Consider the following 14,636-nt stretch of genomic DNA (forward strand, 5'->3'; position numbering starts at 1 on the left):
GCCCTGGAGCGATGTCAGTGGCGTGCGCCACTCTGGGAACACGCGTTCGAGTGCGGTGCTCGGACAGACCAGGGGAGGGGCGATGTCGGTCGACGACGGTGTGCAGGTGCTTGAGGACGAGCTGGCAGGACTTGCCGAGCTGCTCACGGCGCCGCGTCGCGGGGAGTGCCTCATGTGCTTCACCAACCGCATGCTTGTGGAGTTCGGGTGTGACCGGACGCTGCGGTGGGCCCGGCGGTACGCGCAGCTGCGGTCGCCTCACGCGTACGCGCTGCGCCGCCGGCTCGCGCGGCACGGCGCGTTCTGCGACTGCGAGATCTTCGCCAACGGCTGGGACGTGACCGTGCCAACCGTGCGTGACCCGGAGCACGGGGCGGAATGTTGGCCGTCGGAGGTCACCGGCTGCCGAGGCGTGCGGACGGGCTCGACGCAGCCGTGCAGCTTGTGGGCGCTCCGTCGGCGCGAGACCCCGCTGCGATGAAGGGCGAGGGGTCGCCCGCAGCACGGACGATGCGGACCAGTTTCACCGTCGCGCATCACGTCGCATCAATTATGATGCAGAGCATGCGCACGACGGTGGATCTACCTCCCGCCGTGCACCAGCGTGCTCGTCAGCTCGCTGCCGTGCAGGGCAAGTCCCTATCGGCCGTAATAGCCGACCTCACCATCCGTGGCCTCGCCCAGCTCGATACGCCTCTGCGGCTGCGTGTCGATGAGCGGACCGGGTTGCCGGTCCTGTCCGTAGGCCGCAGCGTCACCGACGCGGACGTGGCAGAGGCACTGGAAGACGCGTGACCCGTTTCCTGCTCGACTCCAACGTCCTGATCGCTGCCACCATCGCCGAGCACGAGCATCACGACGCGGCCGCGACGTGGCTGGCTGACGCAGAGGGGTTCGCGGTCTGCCCCGTCGTCGAAGGGGCGCTGGTGCGTTTCCTTATGCGCATCGGCGAGTCCGGGGACACTGCATCCCGGATTCTCGCGGCCGTCCGAAGCCACCCGCGAAGCCAGTTCTGGCCCGATGCCGTCTCTTACGTGGACGTCGCGCTCTCCCGGATCCGAGGACATCGGCAGGTGACGGACGCGTACCTTGCTCGGCTCGCATCGAGCAAGGGGAGCCTCCTGGCGACGTTTGACACCACCCTGGCGGAGTTATGGCCGGACCAGACAATGCTCATTCCACACGAGAAAACGCATTCGCCGGACGTGTGAGGCGTGGGCCCACAACGGCGGGACCATGAGTGGACCGCACAGGCGAAACGTGGCGGCCATCCCGCGACGGCTCTCGGCGGCTGGCGGCCTGCGGCTCACCTGCGTAAAAGCACATGGGTCGGCCAGCACCACCTCGCACAGCACCGCGTAGGGGAGGTCGTCTTATCCGAGCGAGTCCGAGCGGCCGCGCGTTCTGACATAATGTGCATTATCGGATCGCAGTGACGATTTGACTGACACTCGACCTCAGAGCTGTCCGGCCTCGCCTTGCTCGTCCAGCATCTCGGCTGCATCGCGGCTGCCTGCGTCGGCAAGGCGACGCAGCTCGGCCATGTCGCCACGCTCGCCAGCAAGCTCGATCAGCTGATCCACCGCATCGCGGCTGCCTGCGTCGGCAAGGCGACGTAGCTCGGCCATGTCGCCACGCTCGCCAGCAAGCTCGACCAGCTGGTCGATCGCGTCTCTGTTTCCCTTCGCTGCAAGGGCTCGCAGTTCGTCTAGTGCCTGGTCGTCCACGTCCGACCTCCGATCAAGCTGCGGCGTCCCTGCCTACCTGCGTGGCCACGCGCCCCGGGTCGCACACACTGCCGGTAGACCGGCCCGCAAAATGCGCGTACTCCGGACGTATTTATGGCACAGAACTCTCCGGAATAGCGTGGCCACGTGGATTCGGCGGAACCCACGGCAGAACTCTACCCGAAGGTTCACCCAACGTAGCGTTATATAATCCGTCATGAGGTCGTCGTTATCCCAAGGCATTGGCGCAGGGCGCACCTTCACCATTCATTGGTGCAAGCGGCAGGAGCCGCTTCCCTGGTCACCTCGGCGGCTGCAGCTACCGAAAGCCCCATCCTCTCCCCCGGCCGCGAATCACAGAACGGCATCCGCTGAGAGCGGTGCTGTCGGACGCCCACACGGTTTTTAAAGCCCACACGGTTTTTAAAGGCGCCCCGCCTTACCCGCTGAAAATGCCCGTACAATCGGCGAAACCAGCAAGACAAACAATTGTTGTGGAAGGCCGATCGGTGTCAACAGGCGCGCCTGTTGACACCTCACCAACCTCGCATGGCCCGGCACGGCACGGCACGGCACGGCACGCCTGAAGCCCTCCGCGGTGGCCCCTGACGGCGGTTACCCTCCCGCCGGGCAGTTCCCCAACTTCGCACGGGTGAGGCATGCATGGCTCGGGCACCGGAGAGGACCGTTTCACAGTCGGTGGCGCCGGAGGCACCGCGTGCTCCCATGGCGTCGACCAGAGCCCGGCGACACATCCGTATCGCCGGGCCGGGACAGGCGGAGTCACACCAGACCCGATGTCGAGAATCCGCACTCGGTTCCGTCCCCGCAGTGATCACGGCCACAATGGCCGCAACCCATGAAGGAGTCAACGATGGCCAAGTACCTGCTCCTCAAGCACTACCGTGGCGCGCCCAGCTCGGTCAACGACGTGCCGATGGACCGGTGGACGCCCGAGGAGATCACCGCGCACGTGCAGTACATGAACGACTTCGCGGCCCGGCTCGAGAGCACCGGCGAGTACGTCGACGGGCAGGCACTCTCCCCCGAAGGCACCTTCGTCCGTTACGACGGCGAGGGGCGCCCGCCGGTCACCGACGGACCGTTCGCGGAGACCAAGGACCTCATCGCCGGCTGGATGGTGATCGACGTCGAGAGCTACGACCGTGCAGTCGAGCTGGCGGGCGAGCTCTCGGCGGCGCCGGGAGCGGGTGGGAAGCCGATCCACGAGTGGCTCGAGCTGCGGCCGTTCCTCGCCGCGCCGCCGACCGTCACGGAGTGACCGCCGTGGACGAGGCCCTGGTGCGCGACCTGATACCGGGCGTGATCGGGGTCCTCGTCCGGCGCGGCGTCTCCTTCGCCGAGGCCGAGGACGCCGTACAGGACGCCCTGGTGGAGGCCCTTCGAGCATGGCCGGACGACGCACCGCGGGACCCGAAGGGCTGGCTGGTCACCGTGGCCTGGCGCAAGTTCCTCGACGGCGCGCGAGCGGACGTTGCCAGGCGAAACCGCGAGGTACGCGCCGAGCACGAGGCCGTGCCCGCCGTGAGCCCATCGGTGGACGACACCCTCCGGCTCTTCTTCCTGTGCGCCCACCCGTCCCTGACGCCCGCCTCGGCCACAGCGCTGACGTTACGCGCCATGGGCGGGCTGACCACGCGCCAGATCGCGCGGGCCTACCTGGTGCCGGAGCCGACCATGGCGCAGCGCATCAGCCGGGCCAAGCGCACCGTGTCGGGCGAACGGCTCGATCAGCCGGGCGACGTCGCCACGGTGCTGCGGGTGCTCTATCTGGTCTTCAACGAGGGGTACTCGGGCGACGTCGACCTCGCGGCCGAGGCGATCCGGCTGACGCGCCAGCTCGCGGGGATGATCGACCATGAAGAGGTATCCGGGCTCCTGGCGCTCATGCTGCTCCACCACGCACGACGCCCGGCCCGCACGCGGGAGGACGGCCGCCTCGTGCCCCTGGCCGAGCAGGACCGCACACGGTGGGACACCCGACTCATCGCCGAGGGCGTCGACGTGCTCCAGCGGGCGCTCGCGCGCGACCGGCTCGGCGAGTTCCAGGCCCAGGCCGCGATCGCGGCCCTGCACGCCGATGCGCAGACCGCCGACGAGACAGACTGGGTTCAGATCGTCGAGTGGTACGACGAGCTGGTGCGGCTGACCGACAGCCCGGTGGCCCGCCTCAACCGGGCCGTCGCGGTCGGCGAGGCCGACGGCCCACGGGCGGGTCTCGCCGCCCTGGCCGAGCTCGATCCCGCGCTCCCCCGCCACACCGCCGTCGCTGCCTACCTGCACGAGCGTGACGGCGACATGGTGGCCGCGGCCCGGCTGTACGCCGAGGCGGCCCGGCTGGCATATAACACCGCTGAACGGGACCACCTGACGCTTCAGGCGGCGCGGCTGAACGCGGCCAGGTGACCAGCGGCCCTGCCAGCCAGATCCGGACGGCACCTCCGACCAGCTCGGGCACGCCGTACTGCTTCCCGCACCGATCTGCCGCCGAGCACGCCGAGCTACGGGCGCAGGCCTGGGGCTACTTCGCGGACCGGTGTACCAGTGCCCATGCGCGCACCGCCGAGCTGCAGGGTGACACGCTGGAGCGGGTCGACCGTGGCGAGGTACACCTAGGCGTTGACGGCAGGGGTCACCGGCCCACGTACGCCGCCAGGTGCTTGCCGGTGAGGGTGGACCGTTCTGCGACGAGGTCGGCGGGCGTGCCCTCGAAGACGATCCGGCCGCCGTCGTGCCCCGCGCCGGGACCAAGGTCGATGATCCAGTCGGCGTGCGCCATGACGGCCTGGTGGTGCTCGATGACGATCACCGACTTGCCCGAGTCGACGAGCCGGTCGAGCAGACCGAGCAGCTGCTCGACATCCGCCAGGTGCAGGCCGGTGGTCGGCTCGTCGAGGATGTAGACCTCCCCCTTCTCCCCCATCTGGCTGGCCAGCTTGAGCCGCTGCCGCTCACCGCCGGAGAGGGTGGTGAGCGGCTGGCCGAGGGTGAGGTAGCCGAGCCCGACGTCGGCGAGCCGGTCGAGGATCTTGTGTGCGGCGGGGATGCGTGCGTCGCCGTCGCTGAAGAACTCCTCGGCCTGGGTCACGGGCATCGCGAGCACCTCGGCGATGTTCTTTCCGCCGAGCGTGTACTCCAGGACCGCCGCCTGGAACCGCTTCCCGCCGCACTCCTCGCAGGTGGACTCGACGGTGGCCATGACGCCAAGCTCGGTGTAGATGACGCCGGCGCCGTTGCAGGTGGGGCACGCACCCTCGGAGTTGGAGCTGAACAGGGCCGGCTTGACACCGTTGGCCTTGGCGAAGGCCTTGCGGATCGGGTCCAGCAGACCGGTATACGTGGCGGGGTTGCTGCGCCGGGAGCCGCGGATCGCGCCCTGGTCGATCTCGACGACGCCGGCACGGCCGGCGACCGAGCCGTGGATCAGTGAGCTCTTGCCGGAGCCCGCGACTCCGGTGACCACGACCATCCCACCGAGGGGGATGTCGACGTCGACGTCCTTCAGGTTGTGTGTAGCGGCGCCACGCACCTCCAGCGCCCCGGTGGGCTTGCGCACGCCGGCCTTGAAGGTGGCGCGGTCGTCCAGGTGCCGACCGGTGAGCGTGTCGCTGGCGCGCAGCCCCTCCACGGAGCCCTCGAACACCACTTCCCCGCCCTCGGTGCCGGCGCGCGGGCCGAGGTCGACGACATGGTCGGCGATTCCGATCATCTCGGGCTTGTGCTCGACGACCAGCACCGTGTTGCCCTTGTCCCTCAGCTGCCGCAGCAGCTCGTTCATCCGTTCGATGTCGTGCGGGTGCAGGCCGATGCTCGGCTCGTCGAAGACGTAGGTGACGTCGGTCAGGGAGGAGCCGAGGTGACGGATCATCTTGGTCCGCTGGGCCTCTCCCCCGGACAGCGTGCCCGCCGGCCGGTCGAGTGAGAGGTAGCCCAGGCCGATCTCCGTGAAGGAGTCCAGCAGGTGCTGCAGCCCGGTGAGCAGGGGTGCCACCGACGGCTCGTCGAGCTCTCGGACCCAGGCGGCCAGGTCGCTGATCTGCATCGCGCACAGGTCGGCGATGTTCTTGCCCTTGATCTTCGACGACCGCGCCTCCGGACTGAGCCGGGTGCCGTCGCAGTCCGGGCAGGTCGTGAATGTCACCGCCCGCTCGACGAAGGCGCGGACGTGGGGCTGCATCGCGTCGACGTCCTTGGACAGCATCGACTTCTGGATCTTCGGGATCAGCCCCTCGTAGGTGAGGTTGATGCCTTCCACCTTGATCTTGGTCGGCTCGGCGTACAGGAGCGTGTGGAGCTCCTTCTTCGTGAACTTCCCGATCGGCTTGTCCATGGGAAGGCCGGCGCCGGTGAAGATGCGGCCGTACCAGCCGTCCATGCTGTACCCGGGGACGGTGAGCGCGCCGTCGTTCAGCGACCTCGAGTCGTCGTAGAGCGCCGAGAGGTCGAAGTCGTTCACCGAGCCCATGCCCTCGCAGCGCGGGCACATGCCGCCGAGCTGGGTGAACGTCGCCTTCTCGGCCTTGGTCTTGTTGCCGCGCTCGACAGTGATCGCGCCGCTGGCCCTGACCGTGGGCACGTTGAAGGAGAACGCGTTCGGCGACCCGATCTGCGGCTGTCCGAGTCTGCTGAAGAGGATCCGCAGCAGCGCGTTCGCGTCGGTGGCCGTGCCGACGGTGGAGCGCGGGTTGGCACCCATCCGCTCTTGGTCGACGATGATCGCCGTGGTGAGGCCGTCGAGCAGGTCGACGTCCGGGCGCGGTAGGTTCGGCATGAAGCCCTGGACGAACGCGCTGTAGGTCTCGTTGATCATCCGCTGCGACTCCGCCGCGATCGTGTCGAAGACGAGTGAGCTCTTCCCCGAGCCGGAGACGCCGGTGAACACCGTCAGCCGGCGCTTCGGGATCTCCACGCTGACGTCCTTGAGGTTGTTCTCCCGCGCACCCTGCACCCTGATGAGGTCGTGGCTGTCGGCGACGTGCGGGGTGCTCGGCTGCGTCTCGGTCCTCGTGGCCATGCTCATGTCTCTCCGTCTCCAGGCCCGGTGCCGGACGAATCGCCCGGATCGCCGTCACATGCTCCCAGACCCCGAGGGGTTCGGGGTGCAGCCCTCCCCCGCTCCGCAGGTCTGCGAGTCCTCTTGCAGCGGCCCACCGTCGCCAGTACAGGCGGGTGCAGAGGTGGACCGGCCCGCGTCGTCAGCCCACCTGGTTGATGCGAATGAGGTTGCCCGTGGGGTCGCGGAAGGCGCAGTCGCGGACGCCGTACGGCTGGTCGGTCGGCTCCTGGACGACGTCGGCCCCGCGGGCCTGCAACCGCTCGAACAGGCCGTCGAGGTCGTCGGTGGCCAGGGTGACGCCGGCGTAACTGCCCTTGGCGATGAGCTCGAGGATGGTGCGGCGCTCGTCGTCGGTGATGCCGGGGTCGGCGGCGGGCGGTTGCAGGACGATGGACGTGGCCGGCTGGTTGGGCGGGCCCACGGTGATCCATCGCATGTCTTCGTACCCGACGTCGTTGCGAACCTCGAAGCCGAGGGTGTCGCGGTAGAACGCCAGCGCGGCGTCAGGGTCGGTCTGTGGGAGGAACGCGTAATGAATGGTGATGTCCATGCCGATTACGCTAGTTGGGGCTCCCTCGTCCGCGCTTCTCGATTCCTGACCGGTCTGGTGACCTGTTTGGCGAGGCACGGCGGGATCCCCTTTCCCACCTGCGACGGCTGACGCCGGTACACGCTGGGCGGCACGCCGACCAGCTCGGTGAAGCGGGTGCTGAAGGTGCCCAGCGAGGAGCACCCGACCGCGAAGCAGACCTCCGTGACGCTGAGGTCGCCGCGACGCAGCAAGGCCATGGCGCGCTCGATGCGCCGCGTCATCAGGTAGGAGTACGGCGACTCTCCGTAAGCACGCCTGAACTCCCGGCTGAGGTGGCCGGCCGACATGTGTACGCCGCGGGCGAGCGCCTCGACGTCCAGGGGCTGCGCGTACTCCCGGTCCATCCGGTCACGCACCCGGCGCAGCAGCGTGAGGTCACGCAGCCGCTGCGCCTCGGCGGGTGTGCTCGTCACGTTCACGATGGTGTCACGTGACGCCCTGCGTCGCCCAGCACCTCGGCTTGTCGTGCAGATGGTAGGTGCAGCCTTGACTTCGGCGTCATCTTGGAAGGCGCCGAACCATCGGCTCGACGTGGTGACACGCCGCCCGGCGTCGTCATCGTGCCGGGCGGCGTGGTGGGCGGCGTGGTTGGCGGTCAGCGCAGCTGGCCGCGGATGGCGCCGTCCGGGTACTTCTTGGTGTGAACGTTCGCGTAGTAGTCGTGCGGATCCTCGAGGATGTCTCGCGCGAGCCGGTACCGAACGTCCACGCAGCCCTTCGAGAAACCGTCCTTCGGTGCCTTGAGCGGCACGACGACCGGTCCGTTCTCGCCCCGCTCACCCTTGTGGATGTGCGCCTGGGTGACGCGGTCGAGGTTGCGCACCGAGATCGCGTAACAGATCTCGCTGTCCCGCCCGTCCAGCTTCACCTTGAACCAGGCACGTCCGGAGCCGTCGCGGTCGCCTCGGTGGCCGACCTCGTTGCGCCCGTTCAGCCATGCAGAGAGGGTCTTCTCCTCTCGGTCGTTGTCGTGGCCGCCGTACCGCTCGTCTGCCACGGCCGATGTGCTCAGCAGGACCGAACTGGCAAGAACTGCCGTCGCCGATGCGAGCGCTGCAAACTTGCGCCTCATCGTGCACCTCCAAGAAGTTGTGCAGTGAAATGGCGCCACCACGCTACGTCCGTCGTGGGGCCGGTGACTGCCCCACACGGGCGACCGACACGCCGTAACGGACGCGGCGGCGACCCCTACACCGGTCCCGTGGCACCTCACGGCGGGGTCACGGGCGAGCGGCATCCGGGGCGACACCGAGGGCCACCACGGCTCCGTGCTCGTCGTCGTGCACCAGCCGGGCCCCTAGGCCGGCGTCACGCACGGCCGCCACGATCGCGGCCGCCTGCTGATCGGCGCACTCGAGCAGCAGACGGCCCCCAGGCGCCAGCCACAATGCGGCTCCGGCCACGACCTGACGCAGCACGGCGAGCCCGTCCGGGCCGCCGTCGAGCGCCGTCGCCGGCTCGTGGTCCCGGGCCTCGGGCGGCATCAGTGCGATCGCGTCGGTGGGGACGTACGGGCCGTTAGCCACCAAGACGTCGACGTGGCCCCGCAGGCCGGCCGGCAGCGCCTCGAAGAGGTCGCCCTGGTGCACCTGGCCGAGTGCCCCGAGGTTGCGGCGTGCGCACCGCACGGCCACGCCGTCCACGTCGGCGGCGTGCAGGTCGATGCCGGGCACGTGTGTCGCCACCGCCAGAGCCACCGCGCCGGAGCCGCAGCACAGGTCCACCACGACCGCGCCGGGCTGTGAGGCAGCGATCGCCTCCCGGGCCAGCAGCTCGGTGCGACGGCGTGGCACGAAGACGCCCGGCTCGACCTGCACGCGAAGCCCGTAGAAGGCGGTCCACCCGAGCACCTGCTCCAGCGGCTCCCCCGCGACCCGCCGGCGGACCAGGGTGGTCAGCGCCGCGGTGGACGCCGCCGCGGCCGCGAGGAGGTCGGCCTCCTCCTCGGCGAAGACCGAGCCCGCCGCGCGGAGCCGGGCGACGAGCGCCGGGTCAGCCGGCATCGCCCGCCGGCTCGATGACGTCCCAGCGGTTGCCGTAGAGGTCCTCAAGGATGATGACTCGCCCGTGGGGCTCGTCGCGCGGTTCCTCGGTCGCGACGGCGCCGTGGGCGAGGGCGCGTTCCACAGTGGCGTCGAAGTCCTCCACGTGCAGGAAGAAGGCCACGCCGTCGCCGCTCTGGGTGCCCACCCGCGCCAGCTGCGCCTCCTTGGTGGCCAGCGCCAGCCGCAGGCCGGCACCACCGGTGCGCGAGCCGACCACCACCCACCGCTTGGTGCCACCTTGCGGGGTGTCCTCGAGCAGCTCGAGCCCGAAGGCGCCGGTATAGAACGCGATGGCCTCGTCGTAGTCACGAACGAGGACGTTGACCAGGGCCACGTACGGCACGGGTGCCCCTCTCCCCCGGGCCTACCGGGCCCGGACTAGTCCCGGGCGAACCGCCCGGAGAAGCTCCTACTGGTTCTTCACATCGTGGGCACGCACCGGCAACCAGGCCAGCACGTCGCGGATCTTGGCGTCCCAGTACGCCCAGTCGTGGGCGCCGGCACCGGTGTCGTACGTCAGCGGGACGCCCGCCCGCGCTGCCTCGTCGCGGAACGTCTCGTTGCCGGCGAAAAGTGCGTCGTCGGTGCCGCAGCAGACGTACAGGTCGGGCAGGTGGACGTCGTGAGCGCCCGCCCGGTGGAGCAGTGCGAGGAGGTCGAACTCCCCGCCCGCTATCGGCTCGTCTCCGAAGATCCGCGGATACAGGTCGTCCCGGTGGTCCTCGCCCTGTTGGGAGGCGAGGTCGAGCACACCGGACAGGCTGGCGGCGGCCGCGAACCGGGTCGGACGGGTCAGCGCCCAGCGCATGGCCCCGTAGCCGCCCATGGACAGACCAGCGACGAAGGTGTCCTCCCGGCGGGAGGAGACCCGGAAGAAGTGCCCCACGAGCTCGGGGAGCTCCTCGGTGAGGAAGCTGCCGTACCGGTTGCCGTAGCGCTCGTCGACGTAGAAGCTGCGGTCCACCTGGGGCATGACGACCGCCAGGCCCAGGTCAGCGACGTAACGCTCGATCGAGGTGCGCCGCATCCAGATCGTCGCGTCGTCGGTGAGGCCGTGCAGGAGGTAGAGCACCGGCGGTGGGCCGGCCGGTGCGGCGCCCGTCATGCCGATCTGCGCGCGTGTCGCCTGCGGCAGGATGACGGTCATCGAGGTGCTCAGGCCGAGCACCTCGGAGAAGAAGTCACAGCGGATCAGCGCCATGATCGTGCTCACCTCAGCTCTGCGGTCATACGGGTGCCGGCAGGTCGCGTCAGCGCCGCTCCCCCAGCAGGCGCCACGTGCCCGGCAGCAGCAGCGCGGCGGCCACGGCCTTGACGACGTCACCGATCAGGAACGGCGTCACGCCGAGCGCGAGCCCCTCCGCCAGGCCGACACCCAGGTGCGCCATGAGCCAGGGCAGGCCGACGGCGTAGACGAGGGCTGTGGCGGCCACGGCGGCCGCACCGGTGCGCCACGTCGAGCGGTCCCCGCCCCGGCGAGCGAGCCAGCCGAGGCAGGCGGCTGCCGGGAGGTAGCCGAGCACGTACCCGAAGGAGGCGAAGGCCCAGCCGCTGTTGCCGTCGGCGAAGACGGGGATCCCCGCCACCCCGCCGAGGACGAGCACAGCGATGCTGAGCGCGCCGCGCGCGGGGCCCAGTGCCGCGCCGACGAGCAGCACGGCGAAGGTGCCCAACGTCAGCGGTACCGGGGTGAACGGCAGCGGGATAGCGGCCTGCCCGACGGCGGCCACGAAGGCCGCCCCGCCGAGCACCAGGACCAGGTCGCGGGCGCGGACGGTGGCCCCGGCCGCAGCGGCACCGGGCAGGGCGTCGGCGAGCACGCGACGGGGGGAGGTGGGGACGGCGGCGACGGTCATCGGCACTCCTGAGGTTCTGTCATGATGTACGGCCTAGCATGCCGCACCCGACAGACGTGGGTCGTGCATGCCCACGGCGCGCCAGGTTGACGAGGGTCACACCATCGTTCACCTCTTGTTTGGAACACCACGGAGGGGCGCCGCGTTGGACCTGGTGGATGACGCGGGTGGTGGGCCCATTTCTGGCCCCCGCATCCGGCTGCCGCGGACCAGGCGCCGGAGAACTTTCGAGCGAGGGAGATGCACATGGCGGAGCGCTCATTGCGAGGCATGAAGATCGGCGCGAACAGCCTCGAGTCGGACGACGGCGTCGAGTTCGCACCCCGGATCATGGCTCAGTACAACTGCCCGGACGGCCACAGCTTCGAGCTACCCTTCTCGGTCGAGGCGGACGTCCCGCCGGTGTGGGAGTGCCGCTGCGGCAAGGAGGCCCTTCTCCTCGACGCGACCAAGCCGGAGCCCAAGAAGCCGGTGAAGCCCCCGCGCACCCACTGGGACATGCTGCTCGAGCGGCGGACCATCGCCGACCTCGAGGTCCTGCTGGAGGAGCGACTGGCGCTGCTGCGCAGCGGGGAGCTGCGGCGACGCAGCGCCTGAGGCGCAACAGGTCACAGGCACGACCAACGGCCCGCCCGGTCAGATGACCGGGCGGGCCGTTCCGGTCGATCCCCTGGGTCCGGGCCTCGTCGATCCCCTGTTCCCGTCCATCCCGTGGGTCAGGGCCGCGTGCGGGTGGCCCGGCGGGTGACCAGGGCGCGCAGCTGGGCGCCTCGGTGCCCCAGCCCCCACACCGTGCAGCGCCACAACGCCTCCACCACGATGTCCCGGGACATCTTGGACTGCCCCTCCGCCCGCTCCACGAAGCTGATGGGCATCTCCACGATGCGTCCGCCGGCGCGGTGGACCCGCCAGGTCATGTCCACCTGGAAGCAGTAGCCCTGCGACTGGATCTCGGCGAGCGGCAGATTGCGCAGCGTGTGGGCCCGGTAGACCCGGAAGCCTGCCGTCGCGTCCCGCACCGGCAGCCCGAGCGCCGCCCGGATGTAGAGGTTCCCGCCGCGGGAGAGCGCCTCGCGGTGCGCGGGCCAGTTCACCACCTCCCCACCAGTGACCCACCGTGAGCCGACAACCAGGTCGGGCTCGTCGGACAGGGCGGCCCGCTCGAGCAGGAGCGGGAGCTGCTCGGGCTGATGGGACCCGTCGGCGTCCATCTCCACGACGAGCTCGTAGCCGCGCTCCAGCGCCCAGCCGAAGCCGGCCACGTAAGCACGGCCGAGTCCGTCCTTGGCGGTGCGGTGCAGCACGTGCACCCGGGGGTCGGCGGCCGCCGCGGCGTCGGCGAGCTCCCCGGTGCCGTCGGGGCTCGCGTCGTCGACCACCAGCACGTCTGCGGCGGGGACGGCGGCGCGCGTGCGGGCCAGGGTGCGCGGTAGGGCGTCGCGCTCGTTGTAGGTCGGGACGATCACCAGGGTCCTCATCGCCGCGCCCCTCCCCCGCCGCGCGACCCCGAGGTCGCGGGCTGCCGCACGGTCCACGCCGTCGTCGCTCCGCGCGAGCCGGACCCGCGGCGCTCGCGGTCCGCACGCCGGTCACGCAACGTGGTGAGCAGACCCGCACCGAGCATCAGCACGGTCAGCACCGCGACGGCGACGGTGGGCCACCGCCCGAGCCGGTCGGCGAGGGTGAGCGACGTGCGCAGCGGCAGCTCCTGGGCCATCTGCGCGGCGGTGAACAGCTCGCTCTGGTGGAGCACCACCCCGTTGGGGCTGATGATGCCGCTCACCCCGACGGTCGAGACCTGAACCACAGCGCGGCCGTGCTCGACGGCACGGAACCGGGACATGGCCAGCTGCTGGGTGGACTCCTGGGTGCGTCCGAAGGAGGCATTGTTCGTGGGGATGACGATGAGCTCGCCGCCGGCCACGACGGACTCGCGGATGAGGTCGTCGTAAGCCACCTCGAAGCAGATCGCGGTGGTCACCGGGACGGTGCGGGCGAGCCGGTCGACCGGCACGGGCAGGAGCGCCATGCCGGTGCCGGGCAACATGTCGGTGCCCACGAGGTCCACGGCAGAGGTGAACTGGCGGAAGAAGTCCCGGTGAGGCATGTACTCGCCGAACGGCACAGGGTGCTGCTTGGTGTAGGCCACGTCGCCGCCCGCGCCGGCCTGCCAGAGGATGTAGTCGTTGTAGCGCACGTCCCCGGTGAAGCGCTGGGTGCCGAGGAGGATGGGCACCCCTGCGGCAGCCGCGGCCCCGTCGACGACGGCGGCGACGCCGTCGTCCGTGCGGGGGTCGATGTCCGAGGCGCTCTCAGGCCACAGGACCAGGTCGAGGCGGCCGTCCCCGACCTCGGCCACCAGCGCCTCGGTGCCGGCGGCGTGGTTCGCGGCGACGGCGCGGGCCTGGGTGTCCCAGGCGGCGCCCTGCTCGGGCACGTTGCCCTGGACCGCGCCGACCCGCAGGGTCCCGGCCTCGGCGCGGGCCCCGGTCGGCACGGCCCAGGGCGCGAGGAGGACGGCGGCACCCACGACAAAGGCGGCGCTGGCGGCGCCGATGCGCAGCCGACGCAGGTCGGCCAGGGCGTGGGCGAGCAGCGCGGCGAGCACGACGACGACGGCGCTGACGAAGGTGGTCCCCCCGACTGCGGCGAGCCGCAGCAACGGGGCGTCGGTCTGGGAGTACGCCAGAGCACCCCAGGGGAACCCGCCGAACGGCCACCGGCCGCGCACCTGCTCCACCGCGACCCAGACGACGGCGACCGCGAGGACCCCGAGCCAGGGCCTTCCGCGCACCCAGGAACCTCGACGGACCCACACCCACAGGGCGCCGAAGGAGCCGATCGCGCCGGCCTCGGCCACGGAGAGGGCGATCCAGCCGATCGGCTCGCCGACGGCCTCGTTCGCCCACCACAGGTGCGGCAGGAAGAAGCCCAGCCCCCACAGGAACCCGACGACGAAGCCCCACCGGGCGGAGTCCCGGCGCAGCGCAAGAAGCAGCAGCGCGACGCCGAGGTAGGCCATGGGCCACCAGGACTTGTCCGGGAACGCCGTCTCCGTCACCAGACCACCGACGCCGGCGAGCAGCAGGGTCCACCGGCGGGTGGGCAGGGAGGGAGGCACGAAAGTCAGTCTAGGTGCGGCGCCCCACGTGGTGAGGCACCGCACCGGACCAACGCGCAGGACCGGGCCCGCGCACCCTTCGGACCGGATGCCTCACCGGGGCGAGGAACAGCCGTTTTCTAACGGGTGCGCGGGCCTGGTCACTGCTTTCCCGAGAGTGGTGTCAGCCGCACAGCGCGGTGCCGCTGCGGTGGCCTGCTCGGCGGGGGTAGGGCACG

At 70.4% G+C, this 14,636-nt stretch carries 17 protein-coding genes; 6 read left to right on the top strand and 11 right to left on the bottom strand.

The features are described 5' to 3' along the window. Positions 1–82 precede the first annotated feature (82 nt). From FE374_RS09670 to FE374_RS09680, 3 genes are all read left to right on the top strand, one after another. On the top strand, positions 83–481 hold the full coding sequence (locus FE374_RS09670; protein ID WP_139928595.1) for a DUF2695 domain-containing protein: 399 nt from the start codon (positions 83–85) through the stop codon (positions 479–481). An 83-nt stretch (positions 482–564) separates the two neighbouring features. Then, on the top strand, positions 565–795 hold the full coding sequence (locus FE374_RS09675; protein ID WP_139928597.1) for a hypothetical protein: 231 nt from the start codon (positions 565–567) through the stop codon (positions 793–795). Continuing rightward, positions 792–1,211: a TA system VapC family ribonuclease toxin gene (locus tag FE374_RS09680; RefSeq protein WP_139928599.1), complete on the top strand. Its 420-nt coding sequence runs from the start codon at positions 792–794 to the stop codon at positions 1,209–1,211. Before FE374_RS09675 ends, FE374_RS09680 begins: the two co-directional genes overlap by 4 nt. 246 nt (positions 1,212–1,457) lie before the next feature. Here the strand turns inward: FE374_RS09680 and FE374_RS09685 are convergent, their stop codons facing one another. Further along, on the bottom strand, positions 1,458–1,727 hold the full coding sequence (locus tag FE374_RS09685; protein ID WP_139928601.1) for a hypothetical protein: 270 nt from the start codon (positions 1,725–1,727) through the stop codon (positions 1,458–1,460). Between the two features lie 874 nt (positions 1,728–2,601). Here FE374_RS09685 and FE374_RS09690 point away from each other — a divergent pair. Then, positions 2,602–3,009 carry a YciI family protein gene (locus FE374_RS09690; RefSeq protein ID WP_139928603.1) on the top strand — a complete coding sequence of 136 codons (408 nt, stop codon included), beginning with the start codon at positions 2,602–2,604 and terminating at the stop codon, positions 3,007–3,009. A 5-nt stretch (positions 3,010–3,014) separates the two neighbouring features. Next, positions 3,015–4,154: an RNA polymerase sigma factor gene (locus FE374_RS09695; RefSeq protein ID WP_139931508.1), complete on the top strand. Its 1,140-nt coding sequence runs from the start codon at positions 3,015–3,017 to the stop codon at positions 4,152–4,154. Positions 4,155–4,380: 226 nt separating this feature from the next. On the opposite strand, the gene FE374_RS09700 is transcribed toward FE374_RS09695, so the two are convergent. The 8 genes from FE374_RS09700 to FE374_RS09735 all read right to left on the bottom strand — a co-directional run bounded on the left by FE374_RS09700 (position 4,381) and on the right by FE374_RS09735 (position 11,297). Next, the gene (locus FE374_RS09700; RefSeq protein ID WP_179957302.1) at positions 4,381–6,768 is read right to left on the bottom strand and encodes an ATP-binding cassette domain-containing protein; all 2,388 of its coding nucleotides are present in this window, start codon (positions 6,766–6,768) and stop codon (positions 4,381–4,383) included. 175 nt (positions 6,769–6,943) lie between these two features. Next, entirely contained in the window at positions 6,944–7,354 is a 411-nt protein-coding gene (locus tag FE374_RS09705) for a VOC family protein (RefSeq protein ID WP_139928605.1), read from the bottom strand. A gap of 5 nt (positions 7,355–7,359) precedes the next feature. After that, the gene (locus tag FE374_RS09710; RefSeq protein WP_139928607.1) at positions 7,360–7,809 is read right to left on the bottom strand and encodes a helix-turn-helix transcriptional regulator; all 450 of its coding nucleotides are present in this window, start codon (positions 7,807–7,809) and stop codon (positions 7,360–7,362) included. Positions 7,810–7,991: 182 nt separating this feature from the next. Beyond that, entirely contained in the window at positions 7,992–8,468 is a 477-nt protein-coding gene (locus FE374_RS09715) for a CHRD domain-containing protein (RefSeq protein ID WP_168205653.1), read from the bottom strand. Between the two features lie 148 nt (positions 8,469–8,616). Next, positions 8,617–9,399: a putative protein N(5)-glutamine methyltransferase gene (locus FE374_RS09720; RefSeq protein ID WP_139928612.1), complete on the bottom strand. Its 783-nt coding sequence runs from the start codon at positions 9,397–9,399 to the stop codon at positions 8,617–8,619. Beyond that, the gene (locus FE374_RS09725) at positions 9,389–9,784 is read right to left on the bottom strand and encodes a VOC family protein (RefSeq protein ID WP_139928614.1); all 396 of its coding nucleotides are present in this window, start codon (positions 9,782–9,784) and stop codon (positions 9,389–9,391) included. Before FE374_RS09725 ends, FE374_RS09720 begins: the two co-directional genes overlap by 11 nt. 66 nt (positions 9,785–9,850) lie before the next feature. After that, the gene (locus FE374_RS09730; protein ID WP_139931510.1) at positions 9,851–10,642 is read right to left on the bottom strand and encodes an alpha/beta hydrolase; all 792 of its coding nucleotides are present in this window, start codon (positions 10,640–10,642) and stop codon (positions 9,851–9,853) included. Positions 10,643–10,691: 49 nt separating this feature from the next. Beyond that, entirely contained in the window at positions 10,692–11,297 is a 606-nt protein-coding gene (locus FE374_RS09735) for a biotin transporter BioY (protein WP_139928616.1), read from the bottom strand. A gap of 246 nt (positions 11,298–11,543) precedes the next feature. Between FE374_RS09735 and FE374_RS09745 the strand changes: the two genes are divergently transcribed. After that, positions 11,544–11,894: an RNA polymerase-binding protein RbpA gene (locus FE374_RS09745; RefSeq protein WP_139928620.1), complete on the top strand. Its 351-nt coding sequence runs from the start codon at positions 11,544–11,546 to the stop codon at positions 11,892–11,894. A 119-nt stretch (positions 11,895–12,013) separates the two neighbouring features. Here FE374_RS09745 and FE374_RS09750 read toward each other — a convergent pair whose 3' ends face one another. Together FE374_RS09750 and lnt are read right to left on the bottom strand one after the other, a co-directional pair. Continuing rightward, a complete protein-coding gene (locus FE374_RS09750) occupies positions 12,014–12,775 on the bottom strand; it encodes a polyprenol monophosphomannose synthase (RefSeq protein WP_139928622.1) in 762 nt (253 codons plus the stop codon). Next, positions 12,772–14,418: an apolipoprotein N-acyltransferase gene (gene lnt, locus FE374_RS09755; RefSeq protein WP_139928624.1), complete on the bottom strand. Its 1,647-nt coding sequence runs from the start codon at positions 14,416–14,418 to the stop codon at positions 12,772–12,774. The genes FE374_RS09750 and lnt overlap by 4 nt, the downstream gene beginning before the upstream one ends. Positions 14,419–14,636 lie beyond the last annotated feature (218 nt).

The sequence above is a fragment of the Georgenia yuyongxinii genome (genome assembly GCF_006352065.1).
Classification (GTDB): domain Bacteria; phylum Actinomycetota; class Actinomycetes; order Actinomycetales; family Actinomycetaceae; genus Georgenia; species Georgenia yuyongxinii.